Source organism: Agrobacterium tumefaciens, assembly GCF_017726655.1.
GTDB lineage: Bacteria > Pseudomonadota > Alphaproteobacteria > Rhizobiales > Rhizobiaceae > Agrobacterium > Agrobacterium tumefaciens_B.
In genome coordinates this window covers 238,713-254,238 of sequence record NZ_CP072309.1, presented here as the reverse complement: position 1 = coordinate 254,238, position 15,526 = coordinate 238,713, and the positions used below count along the sequence as shown (strand labels likewise).

At 59.0% G+C, this 15,526-nt stretch carries 12 protein-coding genes; 8 read left to right on the top strand and 4 right to left on the bottom strand.

Annotated features, from left to right (window positions below):
- The first annotated feature begins 19 nt into the window (after positions 1-19).
- A complete protein-coding gene (locus tag AT6N2_RS15310; protein WP_209090077.1) occupies positions 20-568 on the top strand; it encodes an invasion associated locus B family protein in 549 nt (182 codons plus the stop codon).
- Here AT6N2_RS15310 and AT6N2_RS15305 read toward each other — a convergent pair.
- A complete protein-coding gene (locus AT6N2_RS15305; protein WP_209090074.1) occupies positions 565-3,705 on the bottom strand; it encodes an efflux RND transporter permease subunit in 3,141 nt (1,046 codons plus the stop codon). The two genes, AT6N2_RS15310 and AT6N2_RS15305, sit on opposite strands and share 4 nt — an antisense overlap.
- Complete coding sequence (locus AT6N2_RS15300; RefSeq protein ID WP_209090071.1) at positions 3,702-4,976, bottom strand: efflux RND transporter periplasmic adaptor subunit; 1,275 nt, start codon at positions 4,974-4,976, stop codon at positions 3,702-3,704. Before AT6N2_RS15300 ends, AT6N2_RS15305 begins: the two co-directional genes overlap by 4 nt.
- A 404-nt stretch (positions 4,977-5,380) precedes the next feature.
- Between AT6N2_RS15300 and AT6N2_RS15295 the strand changes: the two genes are divergently transcribed.
- The 5 genes from AT6N2_RS15295 (at position 5,381) to AT6N2_RS15275 (ending at position 10,726) form a co-directional block, all read left to right on the top strand.
- Positions 5,381-6,907, top strand: coding sequence for an ABC transporter substrate-binding protein (locus AT6N2_RS15295; protein ID WP_209090068.1), 1,527 nt, complete (start codon positions 5,381-5,383; stop codon positions 6,905-6,907).
- Between the two features lie 207 nt (positions 6,908-7,114).
- Positions 7,115-8,056, top strand: coding sequence for an ABC transporter permease (locus AT6N2_RS15290; RefSeq protein WP_063950009.1), 942 nt, complete (start codon positions 7,115-7,117; stop codon positions 8,054-8,056).
- A complete protein-coding gene (locus AT6N2_RS15285; protein ID WP_209090064.1) occupies positions 8,056-8,931 on the top strand; it encodes an ABC transporter permease in 876 nt (291 codons plus the stop codon). Before AT6N2_RS15290 ends, AT6N2_RS15285 begins: the two co-directional genes overlap by 1 nt.
- A 1-nt stretch (position 8,932) precedes the next feature.
- Positions 8,933-10,156 carry an amidohydrolase/deacetylase family metallohydrolase gene (locus tag AT6N2_RS15280; protein ID WP_063950007.1) on the top strand — a complete coding sequence of 408 codons (1,224 nt, stop codon included), beginning with the start codon at positions 8,933-8,935 and terminating at the stop codon, positions 10,154-10,156.
- 78 nt (positions 10,157-10,234) lie between these two features.
- Complete coding sequence (locus AT6N2_RS15275; RefSeq protein WP_063950006.1) at positions 10,235-10,726, top strand: RidA family protein; 492 nt, start codon at positions 10,235-10,237, stop codon at positions 10,724-10,726.
- A 5-nt stretch (positions 10,727-10,731) separates the two neighbouring features.
- Here the strand turns inward: AT6N2_RS15275 and AT6N2_RS15270 are convergent, their stop codons facing one another.
- The gene (locus AT6N2_RS15270; RefSeq protein ID WP_209090062.1) at positions 10,732-11,568 is read right to left on the bottom strand and encodes an IclR family transcriptional regulator; all 837 of its coding nucleotides are present in this window, start codon (positions 11,566-11,568) and stop codon (positions 10,732-10,734) included.
- 88 nt (positions 11,569-11,656) lie between these two features.
- On the opposite strand from AT6N2_RS15270, the gene AT6N2_RS15265 reads away from it, so the two are divergent.
- Positions 11,657-12,853 carry an aminotransferase class V-fold PLP-dependent enzyme gene (locus AT6N2_RS15265; protein WP_209090060.1) on the top strand — a complete coding sequence of 399 codons (1,197 nt, stop codon included), beginning with the start codon at positions 11,657-11,659 and terminating at the stop codon, positions 12,851-12,853.
- A 211-nt stretch (positions 12,854-13,064) separates the two neighbouring features.
- Complete coding sequence (locus tag AT6N2_RS15260) at positions 13,065-14,900, top strand: ABC transporter ATP-binding protein (RefSeq protein ID WP_209090059.1); 1,836 nt, start codon at positions 13,065-13,067, stop codon at positions 14,898-14,900.
- Here the strand turns inward: AT6N2_RS15260 and AT6N2_RS15255 are convergent.
- On the bottom strand, positions 14,897-15,526 hold the full coding sequence (locus tag AT6N2_RS15255) for a glutathione S-transferase family protein (protein WP_209090057.1): 630 nt from the start codon (positions 15,524-15,526) through the stop codon (positions 14,897-14,899). The genes AT6N2_RS15260 and AT6N2_RS15255 overlap by 4 nt on opposite strands.

Sequence of the window (15,526 nt, the reverse complement as noted above, 5' to 3'; positions counted from 1 at the left end):
GACGCGTTGCGCAAGTGCTATGGCTTTCACTTTGCTGTTCGTCGCATTTTCTCTCGACATCGCAGCTGCACAGGAGACGTCGCAAGGCGCAGCATCCTTGCACGAGGCTCACGGAAGCTGGCAGCTCGCCTGTACTGCACCCGGAAATGACGATGGCCCCGAGAAAGCCTCTGGCGCGACGCAGGAGACGAAGCGGACCTGCGCGATGGCCCAGGTGCAATTGGAGGAGAAGACCCGCAAGCTCGTCGTTTCCGTGGAGTTCCGGCTCGCCGGTGAAGAAGCACCGGGGAAGCTTGCTGGCACGATGGTTCTGCCCTTTGGTCTGGCCGTCACCAAGCTCTTTTCCGTCAAATCGGGAAATATGCGCTTGCAGGAGGTGCAGGTCAGCACTTGCTTACCGGTTGGCTGCGTTGTTTCCTTCTCGCCCTTTGTCGAGCTGGTCTCGGCGCTGAAGGCGGAACAGACACTCACAATCGAGGCGCCCGATCTGCAGGGTCGCATTGTCTCGTTTCAGCTGCAGGGAAAAGGGTTTCCCCAGGCGTTGAAACGCCTTGAGGAAATGCGCTAGGCCGCTACGGAATCCGGCTCAGGTTTCGCGCCCGGTTCCTGCTGTGGCGCATGGGGCTCGACATTTTTCTTGCGGGAAAACAACCCTGACAGGAACCGGCCAAATCGGTCCATTTCCACAAAAATGACGGGCGTGATGAAGAGCGTCAGCAATTGCGAGACGATAAGACCACCGACCACCGCGATGCCAAGTGGTTGGCGCAGTTCCGAACTTGCGCCGGAGCCGAGTGCGATGGGCAGGGCCCCGAGAAGGGCGCAGAAGGTCGTCATCATGATCGGCCGGAAACGCCGGACGCAGGCTTCGTGAATGGCGGTCGCCGGCGCCTCGCCCTTTTCGCGTATGAGCTCCACTGCCACGTCGATCATCATGATCGCATTTTTCTTGACGATGCCGATCAGCATCAAGAGGCCGATCAGCGCAATGATCGAGAAATCCATGCCCATCACCTTAAGCGCTACCAGTGCGCCAAAGGCAGCGGCCGGCAGGCCGGAGAGGATGGTCAGCGGGTGGATGAAGCTTTCATAGAGCACGCCCAGCACAACGTAGATCGTCAACACAGCTGCCAAAATGAGGATGCCGGTATTCCCTTGACTCTGCTGGAAGATCGCCGCCGTGCCGCCATAGCTGGTGAAGACATCCTGCGGCAGACCGATGGTCGTTTTGATCTGGTCGATCCGGCTTGTGGCATCGGAAAGCGCGACCCCATCCGGTAGGTTGAAGGAGATGGTAGTGGAGACAAGCTGGCCCGTCTGGTTGATGGTGACAGGCGCCTGCGTGCGCGTGAGCGAAGCAAAGTTGGACAGCGGAACGAGGACGCCTGACTTGGCGGAGAGGATATTGATGTCGCTGAGAAAATCAGCGCTCCAGGGTTTGGAGCTGTCAAATTCGACGATGACGTCGTAACTATCGCCAGTCGACTGGATTTGCGCTGCCGTATAACCGCCGAAAGACATTTCCAGCGTCTTGCGCAGCTGGTCATTGGTAATGCCGAAGGCCGCGGCTTTTTCTGAATCAACCGAAATGGTGGCTGCGATCGCGCCATTCTGGGCGTCGGATGTGACGGAGGTAAATGTGTGGTCGCGGCGCATCGCCTCCATCAGCTTGTTCGACCACTCGGTCGTCGTGTCGGCGTTCAGGCCCTGAACCACGAGCTGATATTGACTTGCGGAGCTGCGTCCGCCGAAACGCAGGCTTTGCTGCGGATTGATGTAGGTGCGGATGCCTGCGACCTTTGATGTTGTCTGCCCCAGTTCCGCCAGCACCTGGCTCAGCGGAGCACGCTCTTCCTTGGGTTTCAGTTCCACGAACATCGACCCGTTGTTCAGCGGGTTGCGGGAATTGCCGCCGACAATGGAAGTGACATGAACAACGGCCGGATTTTTCCGAATCTGGTCGGCGACCTGCGCCTGAAGATCACGCATCGCCGTATAGGAAATATCCTCTCGCGCCTGTGTCGAAACGGAAAGGCGGCCAATATCTTCCTGCGGGAAAAAGCTCGACGGCAGCGTTTCAAAGAGGAAGGCAGATGCAGCGATGGACGCGAGAAAAGACGCGAGCACGATACCACGGTGGGAAAGACACCAGCTGACCGCGCGGCCATAGCCACGCAGCGTGCGTTCGAACCCGGCATCGAACCAGCGAATGATCGCCGGCGGTTTGGAAGTGTGGCCGGAGAGACGCGAGGCGAGCATGGGCGTCACCGTCAGTGAAACCAGCGCCGATGCCATGATCGCGAGCGTGACGACCATGCCGAATTCGTTGAAGAGCCTGCCAATCACACCGCCCATCAACAGGATGGGGATGAAAACGGCAACCAGCGAGACCGACATCGACAGGATAGTGCCGCTGACTTCCGCGGCACCCTGCAGCGCAGCCTCGCGCATCGGCAGGCCCTCCTCATGCAGGCGCAGAATGTTCTCCAGCATGACGATCGCGTCATCCACCACCAGCCCCACGGACAAAGTCAGGCCGAGCAGGGAGATGTTATCGATACTGTAGCCAAGCACATACATCATGCCGAAAGCCGTGATGAGCGACAGCGGCACCGCAAGGCCGGGAATAATGGTTGCGGTGAGGTGGCCGGTAAAGAGGTATATGACCGCAACTACAAGGCCGATGGTCAGAAACAGCGTGAACTGAACGTCGGAGATCGCATCCTTGATCGCTGTCGAAGCGTCGTTCATCACGTTGATATTCACAGAAGGCGGTAATTGCTGCCGCAGCGCGGGCAACTTCTCTTTGATGGCGTCGACAACCTCTACCGTGTTGGCGTCGGGCTGACGCTGCACGGCGAGAATGATCGCCTGGTCGCCATCGAACCAACTGCCGGCATTGGTGTTGTCGATGCTGTCGGTGACATTGGCGATATCGCCGAGGTGGATCCTTGCGCCATTGGTGGTTGAAACGACCAGCGAGCGGAAGGCGTCTGCGTTGGTCCGCTGCGTATCAGCCTCGATCGTCAGCCGTTGATTATCATCCTGGAGCGCGCCGACAGGCACCTGATTGTTGGCCTGGGCAATGGCCGTTGTGACAGTGTCGACACCAAGGCCTCTTGCCTGAAGCTGCGCTGGATCGAGACCGATACGGACCGCATAGGTCTGCGCGCCATAAATACTGACCTGGGCAACGCCCGAGATGGTGGAGAGAAGCGGTGAGATGATGTTTTCGGCGATCTCATCCACCTTGCTGGTGGGCATTTCCTTGCTGTTGACGGCAAGCAGCAACACTGGCGCATCGGCCGGGTTCGTCTTGCGATAGCTCGGCGTCGTCGTCATGTTGCTCGGCAATTGCCGTTGTGCGCGTGAGATTGCGGCCTGAACATCGGCCGCGGCGGCGTCGATATCACGATTGAGGTCGAACTGAAGCACGATCGAGCTGTTGCCGAGCGTGTTCGTGGCGCTGATTTCGCTAACGCCTGGAATGGTCTCGAATTGTTTGACCAACGGCGTCGTCACCGATGTCGCCATGGTTTGTGGCGAAGCGCCAGACAGCGATGAAGAGACGTTGATCGTTGGAAAATCCACCTTCGGCAGGGCGGCGACGGGCAGCAGGCGGAAGCCCGCAAGCCCGGCCAGCACGAGGCCGATGGCAAGAAGCGTGGTGGCGACAGGGCGGTTGATGCAGAAACTTGGGATCATTGGCTGCCCACCTTGTCCTGCTGGATGTTGGCGGACAGGTTACCGGCTGTGCCGCCCTTATCGGAAAACTGCTCGACCACAGTCTGACCATCGGCGAGTCCGGACTGTCCTTCGACGATCACGTGTTCGCCGCCATTGAGGCCGCCTGCTAAGGCGGTCGAATCTCCATTGGAGCGGGCGACCTCCACGGGGGTCATATGCGCATGGTGATCATTATCGACGGTATAAACGAAGTTGCCCTTCGGCCCCGGTCGCACGGCAACGGTCGGCACGATGATCATCTCGTCGTCTGAAATGAAGTGAGCCGTGACATTAACGGACTGGCCGGGCCACAAAAGGCCGCGATCATTCTTGAATTCCGCCTTGGCCAAGACCGTACCGGATGCCTGGTCGACCGTATTGTCGTAAAAACGCAGCGCGCCGGACATGGCCTCACCGCCGGTCGCGGCGGGATCGACATCGACAGCGGTATCCTTCGCGATGCCTTCACGCAATTGCGGCAGGTACCGCTGGGAAAGCCGGAAGCTTACCGAAATGGGATCATATTTGGTGATCGTCACAATATTGATGCCGGCGCTGAGATAGGCACCGGGACTAACCGTGATATCGCCCAGCCGGCCATCGAAGGGCGCGCGGATTTCCATATGCTCGAGCGTCACCTGATCCGATGCAAGCGTTGCCTTATCCGCGTCGATCTTTGCGCTGGCGCTCTCGCGGGCCGCTCTTGCCTGGTCCAGCACCTGCTGGGACTCGGCGCTTTGCTTGACGAGGTTCGCGGCACGCTGGAAAGCTGCCTCCGTCTGCTCAAGCGTGGCCTGATCGGCGGCAATATTGGCCTTGTCCTTGTCCACTGCGGCGCGTGCGATGCGATCGTCCATCTTGAGGATCAGATCGCCAGCCTTGATATGCTGGCCGTCCTTCGCCGCGATTTCGGTGACAAGGCCAGCTTGAAGAGGTGCAATATTGGTGATGTCGGCTGCGACTGCCCAACCGGTCGCTGTCGCATCCATTGGCAGTGTCGCCTTGCTGACGGCAATGGTGCTGACCGTCGGCGGTGCTCCGTTGCGCCGCCCACCTTGTCTTTGCCCCTGCTGCCGGGCAGGCTGGCCGTTCTGGGTCGATTGCGCTGCGGTTTCCGCGCCGGTTGGCTGCGGCGTGACGGCAAACTGTTTGAAATAGGGGATTTTGTCGAGTGGCAGGCGATCCCTGAAATACCAGCCGCCGGCGGCTGCGATGGCAAGAACGCTAAGGGCGGTCCAGAAACGTTTCATCTGACGATTCCGCGAATGAGATTACATGTTTCCCGAACATGTGCGGCAAGCCTTGGGAGCAGCTTTCCTCCACAAGACACCCAATGCGCTGCAAAATCACCTTAAACTTTTGTAATGGCGCATATGGCTGCCGGGCAGCGAAAGCCCTGCCTCATAGGCAATGCAACGGTTGGTCGCTCAGGACAGACCCCGCGAGTATCACTCGCATCTCCACATCTGGAGGCTCCAGACACATCCTAACCTCACAAGGCCGCTGCGGACCTTTTCCACTCCCGCGACGACAATCCCGATCTTCGAGTGCTTCGTCGCACGCATTGTGATTGACAAGGCGTCTTATCGATATATTCTGTTATAAAGATGCATATAACATAATAATGGAACACGTAAGAGCTGGGAGCTTGACCATGAGACGTAAACTCGCATTTCTCGCCACTGCCGCTTTGCTGCTTGCACCGGGTGTGTTGATGGCCCAAGAGAAGGGCGGCGTGATCAATGTCGCGACGATCGGCGAGCCGCCGACACTCGATCCGATGGCGTCAACGGCCGATCTTGTCGGCATCGTCACGCAGCATATCTTCGAAACGCTCTACACCTTCGACAAGAGCTGGAAGGTGACGCCGCTTCTGGCGGAGGCGCTGCCGGAGATTAGCGCCGATGGCAAGACCTACACGATCAAGCTGCGCCAGGGCATCAAATTCCATGACGGCAGCGACATGACATCGGAAGACGTCGTCGCCTCGCTCGGACGCTGGATGAAGATTGCCTCGCGTGGCAAACAGGCAGCCGGATTTATCGAGAACATCTCCGCACCCGACGCCGGAACGGTCGCGATCACCCTCAAGCAGCCCTATGCGCCGCTTACGTCGCTCCTCGCTTTCAACAATTCCGCCGCCATCATTCTCCCGGCTGAAAAGCAGGCGGAGCCGATGGCCGAATTCATCGGCACCGGCCCCTATATGTTGAAGGAGCGCAAGGCCGACCAATATATCCAGCTCGTTCGTTTCGATGGCTACAAATCCCGCGACGGCGAAAGCGACGGTTACGGTGGCGCGCGCCATCAATATCTCGATGAAATCCGCTTTGTGCCGGTGCCCGATCCGAACACACGCGTTGAGGCGGCTGTCTCGGGACAATATGACTACGTCGATTCCATCCCCGTTGAATCCTTCGACAAGGTGAAGTCGTCTTCGGCGTCGCAGCCGCTCATGCTGAAGCCCTTCGGGTTCCCGGTCTTTGTCTTCAACACCAAGGAAGGGCTTTCATCCAAGCTTGAGGTCCGCAAGGCGGTCGCTGAGGCGCTGAATACGGAAGACATGTTGGCTGCTGCTTTCGGCAGCACGGAGTTCTACGCCCTCGATGGCGCCTATTATCCCGATAACTTCTCCTGGCACACGGAAGAGGGCGTGGAGGGCAATTACAATGTCGGCAATCCCGAAGCTGCAGCCGAAAAGCTGAAGGCCGCGGGCTATAATGGCGAGCCGCTTCGCATTCTCACCAGTCGCCAATATGAATTCCATTATAAAATGGCGCAGGTCGCAGCCGAATATCTGAAACTCGCCGGCTTCAAGGTCGACATGCAGGTGGTGGACTGGGCGACGCTGACACAGCGCCGGGCCGATCCCAAGCTTTGGGATATTTACATCAGCCACAGCCCCTTCCTCCCGGAGCCCGCATTGATGGGTGCGCTGTCCACGAGCTCGCCGGGCTGGTGGGATACGCCGGCACGCAAGGCAGCAGTCGACGCTTTTACCGCCGAAGTCGATCCTGATAAGCGCATCGCGCTCTGGGCCAACGTGCAGAAGACGATCTACGCGGAGCTGCCGCTCCTCAAGATCGGCGACTTCAACGCCGTAGCGGCGAAGTCCAACAAGCTTGATGGAGTCGACGCCGCGCCCTGGCCTTACTTCTGGAATGCCTCGGTCACGAAATAAGGCCGACACCGCACACCGTTACCCCGGCCTTGAGCCGGGGTCCAGCGCGATCAAGTCATTGATCGGAAAAAGCTTTTCACCACGCAGACGTGTGGTGGCTGGATGACGGATCAAGTCCGGCATGACGGAAGCGAGGAGTCGATTTTTAAGCAACCCGGTTCAACCGTCGCCTGATAGCGGCAATCAAGCGCTTCGGAGCCCTTATTCGTGATACGTTATATTTTTCAGAGACTTGCGGGAATGATCGTGGTGATGTTTCTCGTCGTCACCATCGTTTTCGTCATCCTGCGCGTCACGCCCGGCGACCCGGCTGCCGTGATGCTCGGGCCGGATGCCTCCGCGCAGGATATCGCTGAGCTTCGCACGCGGCTCGGTCTCGATCAGTCGCTCGGCGTGCAATATGTCTATTACATCGGGCAATTGCTAAGGGGCGATCTCGGACAGTCGATCTTTCTCAACATGCCCGTTGGATCGGCCTTGCTGGACCGGGCGGAGCCGACATTTTTCCTGACGATCTTTTCGCTGCTCATCGCGAGCGTCATCGCGCTTCCGATCGGCATCTACGCAGCATACCGGCGCGGTTCTTTCGTGGATCAGGCCGCAACGACCGTCGCGATGCTGGCCGCCAGCATTCCAAGCTTCTGGCTCGGGCTCATCCTGATGCAGCTCTTCGCCGTGCGGCTCGATCTGTTCCCGGTGTCGGGTTATGGTGGGCCGGGCGCAAGTTTTCTTGAGCGCATGTATCACCTCACTTTGCCGGCAATCGCGCTTGGGCTCGTCTCTTCGGCGCTCATTCTGCGCTTCACGCGCGCTTCGATGCTGGATGTCCTCGGCGACGACTATGTACGGACCGCCAGAGCCAAAGGCGTGAAAGAGCGCCGCGTGGTGATGAAACATGCATTGAAGAACGCCCTGATCCCCATCCTCACAGTGCTTGGTCTGACTGCCGCCGTGCTGATTTCAGGTGCTGTTGTGACGGAAACGGTTTTCGGGCTGCCGGGCGTCGGTAACCTCGTCGTCTCTGCCGTGCTGCGTCGCGATTATCCGGTCATTCAGGGTGCGCTTCTCGTCATCGCCGGGCTCTACGTGCTCATCAATTTTGCAATCGACATGCTCTATCTGCTGGTCGATCCGAGGGTTCGTTACTGATGGCTGACATTGTTTCAAGCGTTCCACCGGCACGCAACCCGACCTGGCTGTTCATTCGCCGATTGCTGAAGCGCAAGACGGTCGCCGCTGGCCTGATCGTGCTGTTGATCTTCGTGTTGCTCGCGGTTTTTGCGCCGATGATCGCGCCCTATTCCCCGTCGAAACTCTCGATTGTCAATCGCCTGAAACCGCCGAGCGAACTCTACTGGTTCGGCACCGACGAGTTTGGCCGTGACGTCTTTTCCCGTACGATCTACGCGGGAAGGCTATCACTTCTCGTTGGCGCCGCAGTGGTCGCGCTATCGGCCCTGATCGGCATTACGCTCGGCCTGCTTGCCGGCTTCTTCAAAAAGCTGGATACGCCGATTGCCCGGTTAATCGATGCCATGATGGCGTTTCCCGATATTCTCCTGGCAATTGCGCTGGTGGCCGCACTCGGCCCGTCGTTGACGACCGTCATCATCGCGCTTGCCGTGGTCTATTCGCCGCGCCTTGCCCGCATCGTGCGCGCCTCGACACTCGTGATCCGAGAGTTGCCCTATGTTGAGGCGGCAAAGGCGCTCGGCATTTCAACCTTTCACATCATGACCCGCCATGTGCTGCGCAATCTGATCTCGCCGATTCTCGTGCAGTGCACCTTTCTGTTTGCCAGTGCGATGCTGGCCGAGGCTGGCCTCTCGTTTCTCGGGCTTGGCGTCAGCCCTGAAATTCCAACATGGGGAACCATGATCTCCGCCGGTCGCCAATATATCGGTCAGGCCGACTGGATGACCTATTTCCCTGGCTTTGCCATCATTCTTTCCGTGCTCTCGCTGCAAATGGTCGGCGACGGGTTGCGGGACATGCTCGACCCAAGACTGCGAAGGGATTTGTAATATGTCGTCTGGCGAACAGGCAAAAATGCCTCTTCAAGCGCCCATTCTTTTTACCAATGTCAAGCCCGTCGGTTTTGGAACCGGCGCGCCACAGGGCTCGACCGATATCCTCGTGGGCGGCGACGGAAATATCGCTGCTGTCGGTGCCTCCTTGCAGGCACCTGCGGATGCGCAGCGCATCGACGCAAAGGGCGCCTTCATCTCGCCCGGCTGGGTCGATCTGCACGTTCATATCTGGCATGGAGGCACGGATATCTCGATCCGCCCTTCCGAATGTGGTGCTGAGCGCGGCGTTACGACACTGGTCGATGCCGGTTCAGCCGGTGAGGCAAATTTCCACGGCTTCAGGGAATATATTATCGAGCCCTCACGGGAACGCATCAAAGCCTTCCTTAATCTCGGCTCCATCGGCCTTGTCGCCTGTAACCGCGTGCCGGAACTGCGCGATATCAAGGATATCGACCTCGATCGTATCCTTGAGTGTTATGCCGAAAACAGCGAGCACATCGTGGGGCTGAAGGTGCGTGCAAGCCACGTCATCACCGGCTCCTGGGGCGTCACGCCGGTGAAGCTCGGCAAGAAAATCGCCAAGATCCTGAAAGTGCCGATGATGGTACATGTGGGCGAGCCGCCCGCACTCTACGATGAGGTGCTGGAAATTCTTGGACCCGGCGATGTCGTGACCCATTGCTTCAACGGCAAGTCGGGCTCCAGCATCATGGAAGACGAGGATCTGTTTAATCTTGCCGAACGCTGCGCAGGTGAAGGCATTCGGCTTGATATCGGCCATGGCGGCGCATCCTTTTCCTTCAAGGTGGCCGAGGCGGCGATTGCCCGCGGGCTGTTGCCCTTCTCGATCTCCACCGACCTGCATGGCCATTCCATGAATTTCCCGGTCTGGGATCTGGCGACCACCATGTCCAAGCTGCTTTCCGTCGAGATGCCTTTTGAGAAGGTGGTCGAAGCCGTCACCAGAAATCCCGCCTCGGTCATCGGCGTGGATATGTCCAACCGGCTTGATGTCGGTCAGCGCGCTGATTTCACCGTTTTCGACCTCGTCGATGCCGATCTGGAAGCAACGGATTCGAATGGTGATGTCTCGCGGCTGAAGCGCCTGTTCGAGCCGCGCTATGCCGTCATCGGCGCGGAGGCGATCGCTGCCAGCAGATACATTCCAAGGGCCCGCAAACTGGTACGCCACAGCCACGGTTACTCCTGGCGCTGAACCGTTCTGGTGGCGAAGGACACCTTTGCCGCCGCCGACACGACGGGACGTGCAGTCCCGGTATTATGAGGAATTCGCGTGAAACAGTCTTCACTTAGCGCCGAGGGTCTTTCGCCCTATGACCGGCTTGCCGCGCTCGGCATCTCGCTGCCGCCACCGCCGCCGCCGATTGCCAATTTCGTCACGCATGTGGTGGAAGGCAACATGTTGTATCTCTCGGGGCAGGGGCCTCGTGAGGAGGATGGCCATCTTTACGCGGGAAAAGTGGGGGCCGATATCGGGCTCGAGGAGGCTTATCATCACGCCCGCCTCACCGGCATCAATCTTCTGGCGGTCATGCATGCGGCGCTGGGAGATCTGTCACGCGTCAAAAAGGTGGTGAAGCTGCTTGGCATGGTCAATGCCGTCAGCGACTTCAGGGATCACCCGAGCGTCATCAACGGCTGTTCCGACCTCTTTATCGACGTCTTCGGCGATGCCGGGCAGCATGCCCGCTCCGCCGTAGGGTTTGGGTCACTGCCGGGCAATATCACTGTCGAGATCGAAGCCATCGTGGCACTTAAGGGCTGAAAAATTTAATGGTTACGCCAGCCCATCAGCTTTTCGATCCGTTCGGCCGAAACCCTGACCTGTTCGGTATAATGGTTCTCGTCGGCCAGCACCTTTTGCTCCGGCAGCACGATGGAAATGGTCGCGACGCATTCGCCCCGGTTGTCACAGATCGGCGACGCGATGCAGGCCACGGCGTAATCGGATTCGGCGACCTGTATCGACAGTCTGTCATGAAATGCGGTTGCCGCAGACTGGGAAAGCGTTTCTGGATTGATCTCCGCGCGGCCGGTCGGCGAGGAGCGGGCGCAACGGCGGAAAAGCTCCAGGCGCTCTGCCTCGGGAAGATGACCGACCAGCAGACGGCCGGATGCCGTCCAGTTCAAGGGAATACGGGTGCCGACGCGGGACGCAACCTGAAAATGGCTCGGCCCATCCGCCATGGCGAGTACGAGCATATGGTCGCCATCGCGGCCGCAAAGCTGCACAGTTTCACCCGCATGGCGGCAGAGGTCGTGCATTTCGTGCGTGGCAACGCCCATGAAATCGAGAGAGCGGGCATAGGCGAGGCCATAGTGGTAAAGTCGCGAGCCAAGCCAGATGTTGCCGTCGGCATTGCGGGCAAGCATGTTTTTTTCGACGAGATCGTCGATGATTACGTAAACGGTGGAAAGCGGCGCCTTGATTGCCTTGGCAATAGCGTAACCCCCGGCGGGAGAGCCGGTTTCGTAAAGATAATCAATCACCTGAAGAGCGCGGTCGATGCCGCTGACGCGCGAGCGCTTGGCTGCCTGCGCCTGCGTGCTCTCAGTGGCATCGGGGAGACTTCTTGAAGACAATTCGTCCAGTCTATGGGCGTCCAATTTTGGCTCCTCATCATTCTTGAGAGGCTATTACATTATTATGGCATATATGTCGATGCCCATCGCATCGCAAGGACAGGAGAAAGACATGACCGAGGATATCAGGAACAGGATCGGGCTTCGACCGGTCATCAACGTCTCGGGTACGATGACTTCACTTGGCGCATCCATCGTTGTTCCGGAAGCCGTCGAGGCGATGGCGGCGATCCTGCCGCAATTTGTCGAGGTAAACGACCTGCAGCGCAAGGCAAGTGCCGTGATAGCGCGACTGACGGGCGGCGAGGCGGGCTTCGTCACGGCCTCCTGCTCCTCCGGCATCAGCCTTGCGGTGGCGGGCGCCATTACCGGCAACAATCTGCTGGCGATTGAGAAACTGCCCGATATCACGCCGGAAAAGAACGAAGTGCTTGTGCAGATGGGGCATGTGGTTAGCTACGGCGCGCCAGTGGATCAGGCGATCCGTCTTGGCGGCGGCAAGGTCGTGCTGATCGGACAGGCGACATCGACCCATCGTTACCATATGGAACATGCCATCAGCGAAAAGACGGCTGCGGCTGTCTACGTCGTTTCGCATCATGTGGTTGATTACGGCCTGCTGCATCTGTCGGAGTTCGTTGAGATCGCCCATGCCAGGGGGGTGCCCGTGATCGTCGATGCAGCGTCTGAATATGATCTGAAACTCTTTTTGGCGACGGGCGCGGATGTCGTGCTCTATTCCGGCCACAAGTTTCTTGGCGGCCCCACCTCTGGCATCGTTGCGGGCAAGAAGGAGTTGGTTCGCCATGCTTTCCTGCAGAATATGGGTATCGGCCGCGGCATGAAGGTCGGCAAGGAAAGCATCTATGGCGTAATGGCGGCGCTCGAGGCCTGGGAAAAGCGGGACCATGCCGGCATTCGCGAGCGGGAGACTGGCTATCTCAACCTCTGGAAACAGACACTGGACGGACGCCCCGGCGTGACGCCGCTGATCGAGCCCGACCCAACCAATAACCCGCTCGAGCGCTTGCGTGTCATCATCAACGCCGAGGAAGCGCACATTTCCGCCTGGGATCTGACGACGGCGCTGGCGCAGGGCAACCCTCCCATCATCACCCGTGACCATGAGGTGGAGCATCATTATTTCCATCTCGACCCGTGCAATCTGCATCCCGGTCAGGAAACCATCGTGGCCGCGCGTCTGGCGGAGGAACTGGACAAGGCGCGCGCCTCCAACGAGGTAATCACCACACCGTTCGAGGACCGCAGCCGCCACCGTTTCGACGGCATGTTGCGCTGGCCGGAGTAATAGCGACTGCCTATGGAACGAGCGGGTGCCGCGAGCTTCTTCTCCCCGAGGGGGAGAAGTCCGCGGTAGCGGGACGAGGGGGCGAGGGCAGCGATAGATCGAGAGCTTGCCCTCTCATCCGCCCCTTCGGGCCACCTTCTCCCCCTCGGGGAGAAGAAACAAGCCGCGACGCCGTGCCTGAGTTCAAACGAGAAGAAAGAAGGGAACGATCATGACCATCCCACATGCGGCACTTCTGAGTGCTGAAGATGCGGTGCTTTCCGTCCGCAATCTCACCACGTCCTTCCACGTGGATGGCGGCTGGAAACCGGTTGTGCGTGATATTTCCTTCGACGTCGGGCCGGGCGAGACGGTTGCGATCGTTGGCGAAAGCGGTTCAGGCAAAAGCGTGACATCGCTCTCCATCATGCGGCTGCTGGATCGGGAAAGCAGCAGGGTCGAGGGCGAAATCCTGCTCGGCAGGCGCAATCTGCTCTCTCTTTCTGAAGATGCCATGCGGCGGGTGCGTGGCAACGAAGTCGCGATGATCTTCCAGGAGCCGATGACCAGCCTCAACCCGCTCTTCACCATCGGTGACCAGATCTCCGAGGCTCTTCTGTGCCACCAGCCCATGTCAAAAGCCGAGGCGCGGGCCGAGACGATCCGCCTCTTGGAAAAAGTCCGCATCCCCTCGGCAGCATCTCGTTTCGATGAATATCCGCATCGCTTTTCCGGTGGCATGCGCCAGCGCGTGATGATCGCGATGGCGCTTGCGTCCAGACCGAAGCTTCTGATCGCGGACGAGCCGACGACGGCGCTCGACGTCACCATTCAAGGCCAGATCCTCGACCTCATCAAGACCTTGCAGGAAGAGGAGGGAACGTCCGTCCTCTTCATCACCCATGACATGGGCGTCGTTGCTGAAATCGCCGACCGTACCGTCGTTATGTATCGCGGCGAACAGGTGGAAGTCGGCGCTACCGCTGATATCTTCCATCGCGGCAAACATCCCTATACGCGTGCACTCTTGTCCGCGGTTCCGGTTCTCGGTTCCATGACGGGCGAGGAACGGCCTCTCCGGTTTCCCATCGTCAACACCACCACGGGGGAAACGCAGCAACCGGCGCGTCCGGCTGATACCGTCAATGCCGCAGCACAGCCGGTGCTCAAAGTTGAGGGGCTGACAAAGCGCTTCGACATTCATTCCGGTCTCATGGGTCGGCTCAGTGGCCGCGTACATGCGGTGGAAAACGTGTCCTTCGACCTGAGGGCCGGGGAGACGTTGTCACTGGTGGGCGAAAGCGGCTGCGGCAAGTCCACGACCGGGCGCGCCATCATGCGGCTCATCGAGCCGGATGCCGGTTCTGTCGTTGTGAACGGTCAAAATATTCTCACCCTCGACAAGGCGGGGATGCGTGACATGCGCAAGACAGTGCAGATGATCTTTCAGGACCCTTTCGCCTCGCTCAATCCGCGTATGACGGTGGGTGCGGCGATTGCCGAACCCTATCTGGAACATCGCATGGGAAGTGCCCGTGAAGCAAAGGATGTTGTGGCCGACACGCTGCACAAGGTGGGCCTCTCTCCCGAGATGGCGGCGCGTTATCCGCATGAGTTTTCCGGTGGCCAGCGGCAACGCATCTGCATTGCCCGCGCGCTCGCACTCCAGCCCAAGGTGATCGTCGCTGATGAGAGCGTGTCGGCGCTGGATGTTTCCATCAAGGCACAGGTCATCAACCTGATGCTGGACTTGCAGCAGAGCCTTGATCTCGCTTTCCTGTTCATTTCCCATGATATGGCAGTGGTGGAGCGCGTCAGTCACCGTGTGGCGGTGATGTATCTTGGTGAGATCGTGGAAATCGGTCCGCGTGCCGCTGTCTTCGACAACCCTCAGCACGACTATACCCGCAAGCTGATGGCTGCTGTTCCCGTGCCGGATCCGGATCGCCGCAGCACAAGGCGCGGCGCTGCGAATGACGAGCTGAAAAGCCCGATCCGCGCCGTCGATTATGTCGTGAAGCCGCGGGAGTATCGCGAAGTTTCGCCCGGCCATCTCGTCGCCTGCTAAAGTCCCGGTATGTCCGCCGTTGAGAAGGGGACGCGGTAACCACGCTGGAAAGTTTCGCGTTCTCCAAGCCGGCGATACCATCGCTGTACCGAGGGAAAATCATCGAGGTTGATTTTATGGCGTGCGAAACGCGAGACCCACGGCCATATGGCAATATCGGCAATGGAAAAATCGCCGGCCACATATTCCCTGTCTGTTAAACGGTTGTTCAATGTTCGGTAGAGACGCTCGACATCGGCTGCAAAACGCGTCTCAGCAAAGGGCGCCTCTCCGGAATGATAAGTCAGGAAATAATGGGCATAACCGAGTGTCGGGCCGAGATTGGCGGCCTGCCACATCAGCCATTCGGTCACGATCAGCTGCTCAGCGCTAGAGGCGGGCAGAAGCCGCCCGACCTTTTCGGCGAGATAGAGGAGGATCGCGTTTGATTCCGTCAGGACGGTGCTGTTGTCATTGTCGATGATTGCTGGAATTTTCGAGCCGGGATTGATGCGGATATAATCAGCCGCGAATTGCTCGCCCTTTTCGATGTCTATGGCGTGGCTGACATAGGGCAGGCCAAGTTCTTCCAGTGCAATCGAGATTTTAAGGCCGTTCGGCGTAATCCAGGTGTAAAGGTCGATCAT

Coding starts and splice junctions, on each gene's coding strand:
- AT6N2_RS15265 (WP_209090060.1), top strand. CDS start 11,657: ATGACCGAGGATATCAGGAACAGGATCGGGCTTCGACCGGTCATCAAC.
- AT6N2_RS15280 (WP_063950007.1), top strand. CDS start 8,933: ATGTCGTCTGGCGAACAGGCAAAAATGCCTCTTCAAGCGCCCATTCTT.
- AT6N2_RS15260 (WP_209090059.1), top strand. CDS start 13,065: ATGACCATCCCACATGCGGCACTTCTGAGTGCTGAAGATGCGGTGCTT.
- AT6N2_RS15295 (WP_209090068.1), top strand. CDS start 5,381: ATGAGACGTAAACTCGCATTTCTCGCCACTGCCGCTTTGCTGCTTGCA.
- AT6N2_RS15255 (WP_209090057.1), bottom strand. CDS start 15,526: ATGATCGACCTTTACACCTGGATTACGCCGAACGGCCTTAAAATCTCG.
- AT6N2_RS15285 (WP_209090064.1), top strand. CDS start 8,056: ATGGCTGACATTGTTTCAAGCGTTCCACCGGCACGCAACCCGACCTGG.
- AT6N2_RS15300 (WP_209090071.1), bottom strand. CDS start 4,976: ATGAAACGTTTCTGGACCGCCCTTAGCGTTCTTGCCATCGCAGCCGCC.
- AT6N2_RS15305 (WP_209090074.1), bottom strand. CDS start 3,705: ATGATCCCAAGTTTCTGCATCAACCGCCCTGTCGCCACCACGCTTCTT.
- AT6N2_RS15310 (WP_209090077.1), top strand. CDS start 20: ATGGCTTTCACTTTGCTGTTCGTCGCATTTTCTCTCGACATCGCAGCT.